At 56.0% G+C, this 12,951-nt stretch carries 9 protein-coding genes and 1 tRNA gene; 5 read left to right on the forward strand and 5 right to left on the reverse strand.

Going from position 1 to position 12,951, the window contains the following annotated elements:
* Positions 1 to 406 precede the first annotated feature (406 nt).
* Positions 407 to 718 (reverse strand): hypothetical protein, encoded by a 312-nt coding sequence (locus VFU50_05150; protein HEU5232226.1) that lies wholly within the window; start codon positions 716 to 718, stop codon positions 407 to 409.
* Between the two features lie 191 nt (positions 719 to 909).
* Here VFU50_05150 and ffh point away from each other — a divergent pair, with 191 nt between their 5' ends.
* On the forward strand, positions 910 to 2,268 hold the full coding sequence (gene ffh / locus VFU50_05155; protein ID HEU5232227.1) for a signal recognition particle protein: 1,359 nt from the start codon (positions 910 to 912) through the stop codon (positions 2,266 to 2,268).
* A 2-nt stretch (positions 2,269 to 2,270) separates the two neighbouring features.
* Here ffh and VFU50_05160 read toward each other — a convergent pair.
* Positions 2,271 to 2,348: transfer RNA gene (locus VFU50_05160), tRNA-Arg, on the reverse strand.
* A 66-nt stretch (positions 2,349 to 2,414) separates the two neighbouring features.
* Positions 2,415 to 3,692 carry an SGNH/GDSL hydrolase family protein gene (locus VFU50_05165; GenBank protein HEU5232228.1) on the reverse strand — a complete coding sequence of 426 codons (1,278 nt, stop codon included), beginning with the start codon at positions 3,690 to 3,692 and terminating at the stop codon, positions 2,415 to 2,417.
* A gap of 166 nt (positions 3,693 to 3,858) precedes the next feature.
* On the opposite strand from VFU50_05165, the gene VFU50_05170 reads away from it, so the two are divergent.
* The 3 genes from VFU50_05170 to VFU50_05180 all read left to right on the forward strand — a co-directional run bounded on the left by VFU50_05170 (position 3,859) and on the right by VFU50_05180 (position 9,089).
* On the forward strand, positions 3,859 to 5,073 hold the full coding sequence (locus VFU50_05170) for an ROK family transcriptional regulator (GenBank protein ID HEU5232229.1): 1,215 nt from the start codon (positions 3,859 to 3,861) through the stop codon (positions 5,071 to 5,073).
* A 66-nt stretch (positions 5,074 to 5,139) separates the two neighbouring features.
* Positions 5,140 to 8,685, forward strand: a complete 3,546-nt coding sequence (locus VFU50_05175; GenBank protein HEU5232230.1) for a TonB-dependent receptor — start codon at positions 5,140 to 5,142, stop codon at positions 8,683 to 8,685.
* A 143-nt stretch (positions 8,686 to 8,828) separates the two neighbouring features.
* Positions 8,829 to 9,089, forward strand: coding sequence for a hypothetical protein (locus VFU50_05180; GenBank protein HEU5232231.1), 261 nt, complete (start codon positions 8,829 to 8,831; stop codon positions 9,087 to 9,089).
* A 213-nt stretch (positions 9,090 to 9,302) separates the two neighbouring features.
* Here VFU50_05180 and VFU50_05185 read toward each other — a convergent pair whose 3' ends face one another.
* Entirely contained in the window at positions 9,303 to 10,553 is a 1,251-nt protein-coding gene (locus VFU50_05185) for a c-type cytochrome (protein HEU5232232.1), read from the reverse strand.
* A 360-nt stretch (positions 10,554 to 10,913) separates the two neighbouring features.
* Here VFU50_05185 and VFU50_05190 point away from each other — a divergent pair, with 360 nt between their 5' ends.
* Positions 10,914 to 11,969: an ATP-dependent 6-phosphofructokinase gene (locus tag VFU50_05190; protein HEU5232233.1), complete on the forward strand. Its 1,056-nt coding sequence runs from the start codon at positions 10,914 to 10,916 to the stop codon at positions 11,967 to 11,969.
* Between the two features lie 494 nt (positions 11,970 to 12,463).
* Here VFU50_05190 and VFU50_05195 read toward each other — a convergent pair.
* On the reverse strand, positions 12,464 to 12,951 hold a 488-nt coding region (locus tag VFU50_05195; GenBank protein ID HEU5232234.1), incomplete at its 5' end, for a CPBP family intramembrane glutamic endopeptidase.

Raw genomic sequence — 12,951 nt, forward strand, 5'->3', positions numbered from 1 at the left:
GCGCTAGTATTTGAGGTTGCGAAGGCACGTGGCATTCCGGTCATGGTCACGTACGCCGGCGGCTATGCGCGCGACGTGCAGGACACAGTCACAATTCATGTGAACACGGTGATTGCGGCAAAGGAAGTTTGGAGGAACTGAATATGATTGAAGTAAAACGCTGCTTCTTCTGAATCGATCTGCGACGCGCGGCCGGGAGCCTGCGCAAAGAAGCTGCAGGAAAAGGACTTGATGTAAAAGTAAAAACGGGAGCTCGGGGACAGTTCCAGTTGTTCAAGAACGGAACCAAGCTCTTCGATTACAAGGAAGCTGGCACGATGCTTCCGACCAGTCAGCTTCTGCAGCTGATTTCAACATAAAAAGGAACGCCCCTGCCGTGTGGCCGGGGCGTTTCATCGCAAGGGCTTTAGTGACGGTCACGGTCACGATCCTTGTCGTGATCGCGATCATTGTCATGCCGCCACTTCCAGTAGGCCTCCTGCTGCTTCTTGTTCAATTTTCGGTAATCCCGATATTGACGCCCGTGGTAGGTCTGTCCGTACCATTGGCGATAGGCTTGGTCTTCATCGTTGTTCCACGTGTGGTACTGCTTATGAACGCGATCATAGACTCGCTGGTTATCGCGATCGTGATCACGATCCTGTGCTTGCATCGCCAGCGGCGCCAGCAACGCTGCACTCAACAACAGCGAATTCAAAAAACGAATGCATTTCCGCATCTCTCCTCCTATGGGCGGGAAAGCTCGCCCAACGTTCTCTCGTGAGATGCCTATGCTATTCAGCAGGACGTGCAGGCTCCTTTAACAAGTTCGGCAGTTTGCGTAAAACTTTGTAAAGCGCGATCGCAGACTGCTTGCCAGTTGCCTCAGAGTAGCCGCTCGGCTATGCGTTTAAAATTGAAAACAGTCCTATGTTTGAGAACCTTTCGGAAAAACTTCAACGCGCATTCAAGAATCTTCGCGGCCAGGGCACGCTGAACGAAGAAAACATGCAAGAGGCCCTGCGCGAGATCCGTCTGGCGCTGCTCGAAGCCGACGTCAACTTCAAAGTCGTAAAGGAGCTGATCGACCACATTCGCGAAAAGGCGCTTGGGTCGGAAGTCATGCTGCAGATCTCGCCCACCGAACAGGTGGTGAAGATCGTTCACAACGAACTGATCAACATTCTCGGCAAAGACACGGCCAAAATCCGCTTCGCCTCGCAGCCGCCTACCGTAGTACTCATGGCGGGCCTGCAAGGTTCTGGTAAGACGACTTCTTCGGGAAAGCTGGCGCAGTGGTTCAAGAAGGGCGGGCATCGTCCCATGCTGGTGTCAGTTGACGTATATCGTCCGGCAGCCCGCCAGCAGTTGAAGATCGTTGCCAGCGCGATTGGCGCCAACATCTATGAAGGTAAGGTGGACGGCGAAGCCTCCACCGCTGTTGTCGAAAGGCTCGCAAAGGAAGCGCGACGCGAGGCAATTAATTCCGGTTGCGATGTGCTCATCGTTGATACCGCCGGTCGGCTTCATATTGACGACGAATTAATGGATGAAATGCAGCTCCTCAAAAAGCTGCTCAATCCCCAGGAAATTCTCTTCGTCGCAGATGCGATGACTGGACAGGACGCGGTTAACTCCGCGAACGAGTTCCATAAAAAGCTAAATCTTACGGGCGTGATCCTCACCAAGATGGATGGCGATGCTCGCGGCGGTGCGGCGCTCTCGATCCGTAACGTCACGGGGCAGCCCATCAAATTTCTTGGTGTCGGTGAAAAATATGATGCGCTTGAGCCGTTTCATCCAGATCGCATCGCCGGTCGCATTTTGGGAATGGGCGACATTCTGTCGCTGGTCGAAAAAGCGCAGGAGAAGCTCGACGCGAAGAAATCAGAAGAGTTCGCCAAGAAGGCACTGAGCGGCGACGGCTTCTCGCTTGAAGATTTCCGCGAGCAATTGCGACAAATTAAGAAACTGGGCTCGCTGCAGAGCATTGTGAAAATGCTGCCCAGCATCGGCCCATTCGCCGGCATTCAGAACATGGCAGACAAGGTCGATGACAAAGAGCTGAATCGCGTCGAAGCCATCATCAATTCCATGACTCCGCACGAACGCGATCACCACGAAGTCATTAACGGCAGCCGTCGTAAGCGGATCGCGCGGGGATCAGGCACCAGCGTTCAGGAAGTAAATCAGCTTCTGAAGCAGTACGCGATGATGAAGAAACAATTCAAGACCCTGAGCAAGGGCGGCGGACTCTCGCGCAAACTCGCCGGCATGCGCTTCCGGTAGGATGGCGCGCCCGGCAGGATTCGAACCTGCGACCCTCTGCTTAGAAGGCAGATGCTCTAGTCCAACTGAGCTACGGGCGCCTGCGTTCATTTTAAAGCAGCATCTGTCCTTCAGCCTTGACTAACTGCACACAGTGAGGCGGTCCATTATTTTCGCGCTGCGTGCCGTCGTGACTCGCTGTTTCCGGTAAACAGCGAAAGAGGGATCGCATTCGCCATCGCGGCATAACCGTCCGGCGAGGGATGCAAATGATCTCCGGAATCGAATGCGGGTTTGAGCCTCTCCGGGTGCTCGGGATCGCGGGTTACCTTGTCAAGATCAATGACAGAATCGAAATGCCCAGGCGCGCGAATCCATGCGTTGATGGCTTCTCGATCGGCTTCCGCTGCCGTACCCGGATGGTAATAACCCGATCCGACGAACGGCAGAATCGTCGCACCAAAGACCTTAATGCCGTGCGTGTGCGCACGAGTAATCATCTGCTCGTAGGCGGCAGTGATGTGATGAACCAGAGCATCGTGCTCTGCAGCCGGAACTTCGCGTTCGCGCGACAGCGTTCCGATGTCGTTGATGCCTTCGAGAACGATAAGGTAGCGAGCGCCGGGCTGGGCGAGCACGTCATGATCGAAGCGGGCCAGAGCGTTTGGTCCGAGGCCGTCGAGCAGAATGCGGTTGCCGCCGATTCCATGATTCAGAACCGCAACCTCTCTCGTCGCGGCGCTTGCCTGCAGGCGTTTGGCGAGCACATCGGGCCAGCGATTATTCGCGTCGGTGGTTGCGCCGTGACCGTCGGTAATCGAATCTCCCAATGTGACTACAGCAACGGCTGCTGGCGGAGCTGAAACGTCGATTCCCGAAATGAAATACCAATGCTCCACCTTCTGCGCGTCCCCAAGTTCCGCTTCGGAAACATGATCGCCATGGCTTACATAGGATGTGGCGCGAGAACCCGGATGTCCGGTCTCCTCTGCCGGAGGAGTCTCCAAGTGCAGCGAGATCGCAATATCGGCGAATGGTGCAGCACGAAATTCGATTGGATCTGAGACGTAATCGGCTCCTGCCGGAATCGTCACGTCAGCACTCCCGGAAAACGTGAGCGCCTTGTCGGTCGCCGTATCGATTTTCGAAGATGCGGCGGCAACTGATCGAGCGATGTGTAGGGATACGAATCGCAGTGGAGCTGTTCCAAACCGGTTCGAGAGATGCACGCGCAACTTCGTCCCGCCTAACGAGAGATGAACGATCTGCCGGAGAGTGCAGTCGCGAAGGTCATCCTGGCTCAAAGCATTGTGCGGTTCGACGAGCTGCTGTGAAGCCGCCCACGAGCCGACCCAATGCGATGGCGCAGCTAGTAAGGGAGAAGATACGCATACATATACCGCGACCGCGATCAGGATCTGCTGAACTCGCCTGGATAGCTGCACGATTCATACCTCCTTCAATCTGTTCTGAACCCTGTCCATTCCGTCCAATGAAAATCGAAAAGCGCGCCGGTGCAGTCTTGACAACGTCCGAACCGTTTACATAAAGTTCGAGGCGCGAATTTAATCTTAGCAGCTCTCAATCGTTTTAGTAGTTGGAATCGGTTGCATGCGGCGCATTGATTTCACCAACACGCAGGTAGCTTCGAGCGAGACCGCGCGCGACATCAATCGCAGCGTCGTTTTGAATCTGATTCGTCGCCGCCAGCCGATCTCACGCGCCGACCTGGCTCGCGTCTCCGGACTGCAACGCAGCACGGTGTCGCTGATCACCGAGCAGCTTATCAACGAGCGCTGGGTGATCAATGGACCTACCGGCCGCCTTCCCCGCGGCCGTCGTCCGACCTTTCTGCGGCTTAATGAACGCCGCGCGTTACTCGTCGTTGATATTCGTCCGGCTCAGACCACGGTCGCTCTTGCCGATGTGAACGGACGTTTTCTTTCGCAAGTGGCCTTCTCCACCCCGGCCGAACCCGCGCAAGGCGCGCAGCGAATTTCACAGCAGGTGAACGAGCTAATGAAGACCCATCCGAAGCTGGTCTTCGAAGGCATTGGCATCAGTCTGCCAGGACGGTACGACGAGAACGCAAGCCGACTCATCTTCGCTCCCAATTTGAAATGGGGAGAGTTCGATCTGAAGAACTCGATTGAAAAAGCTACCAGGCTGCGCGTCGAACTCGAAAACGCTGCAAACGCCTGTGTACTCGCCGAAGTCTGGTTTGGGCATGCCGATCAGGTTCGCGACATGGTGGTTGTCACCATCTCCGAAGGAATCGGTACAGGCATCTTCCTCAACGGACAACTCATGCGCGGCGATCACGGCATGGCCGGCGAGTTCGGCCACGTTTCGCTCGATCCCAAGGGCCCGAGATGCACTTGCGGCGGACACGGTTGTTGGGAAGTCTTTGCCTCGAACCGCGCTGCGGTTGATCACTATCAATCAGCAACGAAAAGCAAGGAGCGCGTGACCTTCCAGGAGCTGTTGGCGCGCTCTGACAAAGATGACAAGCATGCCATGGAAGCGCTGGAGAAAATGGCGCACTCGATCGGCTACGGGATTCGCATGCTGGTCGCGGGACTGGCGCCATCCGAGATCGTCGTAGTCGGCGAGTGCACCACGCAGTGGTCCCGTTTTGGACCAATCATCGAAGACGAAGTCAAATCGGGAATTCTCTTCGGCAAGCCGCCGCGCATTCGGCCAGCCGAAGGCAACATGGCACGCCTGCGCGGAACCGTAGCCCTGGTTCTGCAGAAACACTTTGGGCCATCAGCGAACGCGCAGGAAGAAGCAGGAGTTGAGCGGCAGCAACGCGCCGCTCGGTAACGAATTCGTAGAGCAGTCGTTGTGGCGGTCACGTCCGGCCACATTGAATCAGGAGGAAGCATTCCCATGGAATTCACGACGTCCCAAAAAATTAACAACCAAAAAACCGGCTCGACTGCAATTGCCGCCGGCCTCGCATTGCTGCTCTGTTTGGTTGCGGCAACAGCGATCGCACAGGTGCTCTATGGCTCGTTGACTGGTAACGTGACCGATCCATCCGGCGCTGTCGTGCCTAACGCCAAAGTCGAAGCGCTGAATACACTCACTGGAGTCGCACGCACGGCGACGAGCGATGCGAACGGTGTTTACAGGTTTAACGATCTTCAACCCGGCAACTACAAAGTGACGATTTCCTCCACGGGGTTCGCAACCACAGTTCAAAACGATATCGCCGTCTCCGTGAACACGATCAAACGCGCCGACGTGCAACTTGGCGTTGCCCAGGCATCGACTGTGGTCGAAGTTAATGCTCAGCAACAGCTCCTGCAGACCGACAAGGCCGATGTCCACACGGACCTGAGCACTCGCGAGATCGCGAATATGCCGATCTCCGGTTCGCAGGGAAGAAACTTCCAGACGCTGCTGCGCATAATTCCCGGAGCAGCATTACCTGCCGAGACGAACTCCCTGGCCGGCAACCCCCAGCGCGCAATCTTCGCCAACGTGAATGGGCAATCGCAGACGGTGAACAACACGCGTATTGACGGCGCGCAGGACATCTATCCCTGGCTTCCCTCGAATGTCGCCTATGTTCCGCCGGCAGACGCGATCGAGACCGTGAACGTTGTGACCAACTCGTTCGACGCCGAGCAGGGCCAGGCCGGCGGCGCCGCCATGAACGTGATAATCAAATCGGGCACGAACTCATTCCACGGCAGCGCCCATGAATTCCACTTTGACCAGAATCTTGCCGCGCGCGACTACTTCCAGACTGACCTCACCAGGTTCCCGAAAAAGAACAGGAATAACCAGAACCAGTTTGGTGGCACCTTTGGTGGACCGATCAAGAGAGATAAGCTGTTCTTCTTCGTCGATTACGAGCGCACCACGCAGCGGCAATTGGCTGGGCCGGATACGCGAACGCTGCCCACGGCTGCCATGGCAGCGGGTGATTTCCGCAATCTGCCTGGAAATCCGGTTATTTTGGACCCCGCCACCGGCGACGCGACCGGCGCGGGCAAACAGCAGATCTCCTGCAATGGAGTCCTGAACGTCATCTGTCCGAATCGCATTGACCCTGCTGCCTCGGCGATGATCGCGCTGTTGCAACCGGAGATCGCGAAGGAGTTCGCGACATCGACGGACACGAACAACTTCGTCGGCAGCGGCACCGCGCTTTTTAACCGCGATGATGCTGATGGAAAAATCAACTATGTCGTCAGTGATAAGACGTCGGTCTTCGGCCGTTACAGTTTTTCTAAAACGCTCGCTTTTGATCCACCTCTTCTGGGAGCTGCGGTCGGCGATGCCACCAACGGTGGACAGCTGGGCAACGCGCCTGGCTTGGTTCAGAGCGTAGGTTTGGGCGCGACGCACACGTTCAGTCCGAACATGCTACTGGACTGGAACTTCGGTTTCACCCGTCTGCGGCTGAGTTCAACCTTTGACCTCACTTCGCCGAAGGGATTGAATGACCTGAAGATCCCCGGCACGAACAATGTGGGAACCACGGGCGATCCCAGCATTTATTACGGTCTCCCGGGTTTCGTCTTTCCCCAAGGATTGAATCTCGGCAATGCGCAACCTGCTAACCCGTTCATCTTTCGCGATGGTAGCTACGTGACGGGAGCTAACCTGAGCTGGACGCGTGGCAAGCACGGTTTGCGCGGCGGCATCGAGTGGAACCACTCCCAGATGAATCATTTTCAGCCGCAAGTGGGCACCTTCAACACGCCTCGTGGAGCTTTCGATTTCAACGGCAGTGCCACATCCGCACCCGGAAAAACCTTTCCCTGGTTCAACCAGTGGGCCGACTTTCTCCTAGGTCTGTCGGACCATAGCGGGAAAGCGATCCAATCAACGGATCCGAACGCGCTGCGATGGTCGCAATGGGCCTGGTACCTCCAAGACCACTGGCAGGTCACGCCTAAGCTGACAGCAAGTCTTGGAATCCGATGGGAGTACTATCCATTCGGGTACAGCGATAACGGCAAAGGACTGCGTTACCTGGATTTGGCTACCGGGAACGTGCTGGTCGGGGGCAATGGCAATGTTCCGCAGGATGACGGCGTTGACGTTGGCAGCGGGCAGTTCCTGCCGCGTGTCGGCCTCGCGTATCGCCTCACGAACTCAACCGTCGTCCGCACCGGTTACGGTATAACTGCTGATTCAAACAACTGGCGCGACTTCCGCAACTCGTACCCGGCAAACGTCTTCATAGACAACACAACTGGGTCTACCGCCGGCATCGTAACCGTGGCAAGCCTTACAGGTTTGAATGCCACGCTTGCGAGTGGCGCCAAGACCGTTCCCTCAGGTGTCGTGCTGTCGCCGATTCCCGATGTCAGCAGCGGCAGCGTCCCGTTACCCACAAACATCACCACGACCACGATCCCGCAGCCCTTCCGTCGCGGATACATCCACAATTTCAACTTCACGGTGGAGCAGGAGTGGAATGGATTCGTGCTCAGTACGGGCTACGTTGGAGCGCGTGGCATCCGTCCACTGGCACAACTGAACATGAATGCATCAGCTGCTGGCGCAGGAGCCGCGGGAGGTTTGTTGAGCCAGGCGCTTGGCAAAACTTACAGCGGAAGTATCACCGGGCTTGTTCCCTTCAAGAATAGCTTTTACGACTCGATGCAGACCAAACTCACACGTCGCTTCCACGATGGATCGATCGCTGGATTGTCCTGGACGTGGTCGAAGGCAATCGACTATGCCGACAACGATGATTTGGGTAGCGTCATGTTCGCGTTCCCTGCCTACTGGGAGAAGGGCCGCGCGGTAGCCGGATTCGACCGCACCCACAATATCTCCATCTACGGCGTGTTGAAATTACCGTTCGGCAAGGGAGAACGGTGGGCACAGTCGGGCATCGGCAACGCTATCCTCGGCGGCTGGCAGATCAGTCCGCTGATCAACTACCTCACCGGGTTGCCGTTCAGCGTCACGTGCCCCGGCTCTTTGAACGCTGTCGGGTCCACCCAGACATGCGACCTTGTGGCGCCATTCCATGTTCTGAATGGTAAGCCCAACCGCGACGGCATTTGCGCCTTGAGCGACTTGAGTTGCAGGTACTTCGACCCGAGCTCCTTCGCGGCGCCCCTTATTACCAGCAACGCCAACGCTCACTTGGGAAACACCAACCGCAACGAGTTCCGTGGTCCGGGCTATTTCGGGATGAACCTGAGCCTGGCTCGTGAGTTCAAGTTGACCGAGCGGTTCGCCCTGCAACTCCGAGCGGATGCCACCAACTTCACGAACACGCCTCACTTCGCGAACCCAGCCAGCAACAATTGTCCGGGTGATGCGACTGTCGGGGGCGTGTGCAACACTGGCACGCCGACATCGACGTTCGGCGCAGTTACCGGTGGTTTGCAGCCCGGGGGTTTCTTCGGTCCAGATCATGGTGCCCGCCAACTCTGGCTGGCTGCAAGGCTGACGTTCTAGGTCTGCCCTTCGAGCGAGCATGTCGAACCTGGCATGCTCGCTTCAATCCCAGAATAGGAATGCTCTCATTCGGGAAACACACCACGAGATCACTCGTGCTTGAAACTCGCGCAGGGACCGTTCGCTTGAGGCAGATCCCACTTTTGAAAACGCAGCGCTTGATTCATGCCGCTGAGTGGCAGATTTCCGCGTTAATGCTGTGCGGCAGCTCCGACGGCGTGGCGAATGTCAATATGGAACATGCGGAATGCGCGCTTTCCACATTTATGCGCGAGCGTTACGCAAATCTGTTACGGAAAATCGGTAACTTATGTTTCAACTTCATCGAGTCGGACGGTGGAGGAATCTGCGCGGCAACAGATGCCATACCGTTGCCAGAGCCGAAACCAGGGGCTATGCGCTAGCTTCTCGTGATGGCGACGATTCGCAGCCTCGAGATCGTTTGCATTCAGCGGCCTTGGGTTGGGTAGCGCAACATGCGCTCGAGTCGTTCGATCTCCGCAATGGTGTGGTCGGACTGCATCTGACTCCATCATCTAGTGCAAACCGCGACAGGTGAAACAGCCCACCACCGATGGCGCTATTGCACTGCGGATCCGCAATCGGAATCATTCTATCTAGTTGCCTCCTGAAGGTGCGCCTGCGTTCGCAGTCGGAACGGAGAAATCTTTTTCGTCGACGGGCACGTTGAACTTAGCTTCGGTGATGGTCCGAGTTTGAATGTTTTCAGGCGTGGAGACTTTCGTTACAAAAGGAATTTTCACCCCATTCACATCGCGGTAATCGGAATAATCGTACTGCCGAGGAATTCCACCGAGCGCTGTGCGCAATACGGTCATCCGCCGCACCAGTAAACCAGATTGCGAATCGAAATAGAGCTTCTCCTGGCCTTGATTGTCAGGCAGTACGCCACGAACTATTTTCACTTCACGGCCGTCGATCTTCTGCGTGAACGGTGGAGACTGCGTGCGCGTGTACTGTTGTTTCAGGTTGAAGTTGCGGAAAAAGTTCGCATCGAGCTTCAAGGCCTGCAGCTCAAACCCGTGAATCGGATTCGCATGGCCCCCAATCGCAGCCACAGCTTGCTCGCCGTTGTACGCAACACGCATCGCGGCACCATTTGCCGGTGTGCGGACGAACAGCACCTTGTTTGGCGCGCTTTCTTCTAATTGGAATTCCGCAGAATCTCCGTGCGGAGTAGTAATGGTGCCTTTCTCGCTGAGAGAACTCAGCTTCTGGATGGCAGCTTGACCGCCGAGCGCATCGACGTACTTGGCAATAATCGCGTCGGCCGCCGCTTGCATCGCTTGCGGATTGGGTCTGCCTTCCGGCTGCTGCTGATTTTGAGCCGGCGCTGCTGGACGGTTTTGCGCGGCTGCGCGGGTGCGAGCGTCCGCGCGCTCCTGCCAGCGCGCATCATCCAGGACGGGCGCTACCGGATTGGGCTCGTTGTGGCCGTTATGGCACGAAGCACACGTGACACGCTGTTGCCCATGGAAATTGTTTTGATTGATAGCCATGGTCATCGTCATCATTTCGCGAGCGGTCTTCTTGTTGCGCTTGTCATCGGAGGCAAAGCCCTCGTGGCCTTTATCAGTAATATGGCAGAAGCCGCAGTCCACGCCGAGTGCCGCGCTGATGAACTGCATTGAAGGAAGCAGTTGATCGGCAGGAATGTCCTTCAACACCTGGATATTTGTGAACTGCTTGCTCTGCCCGGCTTTCTCTCCGCTCTCTTGCGGCGCGGATTGCTGCGTCTGCGCTGGAGGCGGGCTTTGCGTCTTTTGATCTGATTGCGCTGCATAGCCGATAGTGAGCACCGTGAATGAGCAGACAAAAAGCACCGCGACTGCCAAAAACCTTCGCATATTTCCTCCGAAACGCAGAATAGTCTAACAAGTCGCCGTTTGCGAAACTTGTGTCGAGAGCGGAAAGATCGTTGAGTTTGAGGGATGCATCCGGTGACGCACGACTCGCGCGTGGCGAGTTGTGGAGCGGTGTCGCTGCCGGCCTCGTTGAACTGGATTCGCGAGTACGAATCTCTCCGATGCTAAGATAATTCTTCCATTACGCATCATGTCTTCGAGCACAGAAACGTATCGCCACTCTGCGTGCTGTTGTCGCCTCGGCGATGAACGGAAACTTTCCGGCATCGAGAAGATCGGTTAAAAACGGTCTCTCGGTCTTTAGAAATCTCGGCCCGAATCGGGTCACTAGCGGAGAACGTAATGAAAATTGGCATCCTCACTGGAGGCGGCGACTGTCCGGGTCTAAATGCCGTCATCCGCGCTGTCGTTCGTAAAGGAATTTTTCACCATAGCGACGAGTTCGTCGGCTTTCTCGAGGGCTGGCGCGGCGTGATGGAAGATCAGGCCATGCCGCTCACTCTGAATGCCATCGCCGGAATCCTCCCGCGCGGCGGCACTATCCTGCGCACCTCGCGCACGAATCCGGCGAAGAAGGAAGGCGGCATTCAGAAGTGTCTTGAGACTCTCAAGCGCCACAAGATCGATGCCCTGGTGGCGCTCGGTGGCGATGACACGCAGTCCGTTACATACAAGCTGCATGAGACCGGCTTCAAAGTTGTCGGCGTGCCCAAAACGATCGACAACGATCTCAGCGGCACCGATTTCTGCTTTGGCTTCGATACCGCGGTCAACATCGCGACGGAAGCTATTGATCGGGTACACACCACGGCGGAAGCGCACAATCGTGTAATCGTCGTCGAGGTGATGGGACGCGATTCAGGATGGATCGCAATCTACAGCGGCATTGCTGGCGGCGCCGACGTAATTCTCATTCCGGAACGTCCGTTCGATCTGAACGATGTTGCCGAGACCATCCGTCAACGCCACGCGCGCGGACGCTACTTCAGCATCGTCGTCATAGCCGAAGGTGCGCGACTCGCCGCGGGACTCGACGAGCAGATCGTCGCGGAAAAAGGAAAGAAAGATGAGTTCGGCCACGTGCGTCTTGGCGGCATCGGCACGATCATTGCGCAGGAAATTGAGAAGCGCACGGGCTTCGAAACACGCGCTGTGATTCTCGGACACACCCAGCGCGGAGGGTCGCCCACCGCTTTTGATCGCGTGTTGGCAACGCGCTACGGGATTGGAGCGATCGATGCGGTCCATCGCGGAGACTTCGGCAAGATGGTCGCGCTTCGTGGAACCGACATCGTGACCATCCCGTTGAAAGAAGCACTCTCGCGCACGCGCACGGTTGGCCAGGATTTGATCGACGTCGCGAATGGACTGCGTGAGCCGTTGAATAAAGCGGTGTAACTCACTTCTTCTGTCATTCCGAACGTACGCTCGCGCGTGCTGTTCGCGCGAGCGGGAGTGAGGAATCCTTATCAATTTGTATAAAGCCGGCATTCTCGATAGGACATTCTCGAAGTCCTTTAGGGATTCCTCACGCGAACAGCAGGCGTTCGGAATGACATAAAAAAAGGCGAACAAAAATTTAGGGGGACGCTCATCGCGTCCCCCGTTTTACTTTGCCTTGTCAGCTCTTACTTTTTCTTCTTCGAGCTTGACTTTTTCTTCGAGGCTTTCTTGGTTGCCATTGTTCTATTCTCCCTTTCGATTCTTCAATCGAGTTTGCAACGATCATTTGTTGCAATTGTTGAATGTATAGAGTCATTAAAAAACGATGTCAAGCAAAAAATGGTTGACGTGAGTTGTTATTTGAGTTCTACCTCGTCGCTTTTCCGACGAGCGATCAACTCACGCGGCGATTTTTCGACGCTGCTTGCTGGAATTCTCACTCGATCACTTCACTTGATCACGCCGCTCTTCACCAGTTTGTCTGCGAGTACAAGGAGAATTCCTTCAACGCTGTCGTGCCATGCGTGCGCCATCATTCCCGGGCGCAGGCTCTTGCGCCAGATCGTCAAGGTTCCAAACATCGCGCCGTAGACGAAGATGAGCAACATGCGTTGATGTCCTTCGTATGCGTGGGAAAGGCCGAAAACCGCGGCTGACGCGAGCATGCCGATCCAGACATTGCGCAGCAGCGTTGAGAACTGGCGCTGGAAATATCCGCGGAAGACAATTTCTTCGACGAAGCCTGCGACTACGCTCATGCAGATCCAAAGCGCGAGCTCAAATCCGCCGTGAGGAGCAAGGAGCTGAATTGTCTGCTTCCCTTCATCGATCGCGCCAGGTTTCGCCATGTGCATTGCGAATCCAAGTCCGATCAGGACTGCGTACGAGACCATCCAAAATCCAATGGCAATGGCGATGTCGAGTAGAAAATCTTCGA

This window comes from Terriglobales bacterium (assembly GCA_035764005.1).
Lineage (GTDB): Bacteria > Acidobacteriota > Terriglobia > Terriglobales > Acidobacteriaceae > Gp1-AA112.

Coding starts and splice junctions, on each gene's coding strand:
- VFU50_05150 (HEU5232226.1), bottom strand. CDS start 718: ATGCGGAAATGCATTCGTTTTTTGAATTCGCTGTTGTTGAGTGCAGCG.
- ffh (HEU5232227.1), top strand. CDS start 910: ATGTTTGAGAACCTTTCGGAAAAACTTCAACGCGCATTCAAGAATCTT.
- VFU50_05170 (HEU5232229.1), top strand. CDS start 3,859: ATGCGGCGCATTGATTTCACCAACACGCAGGTAGCTTCGAGCGAGACC.
- VFU50_05175 (HEU5232230.1), top strand. CDS start 5,140: ATGGAATTCACGACGTCCCAAAAAATTAACAACCAAAAAACCGGCTCG.
- VFU50_05185 (HEU5232232.1), bottom strand. CDS start 10,553: ATGCGAAGGTTTTTGGCAGTCGCGGTGCTTTTTGTCTGCTCATTCACG.
- VFU50_05190 (HEU5232233.1), top strand. CDS start 10,914: ATGAAAATTGGCATCCTCACTGGAGGCGGCGACTGTCCGGGTCTAAAT.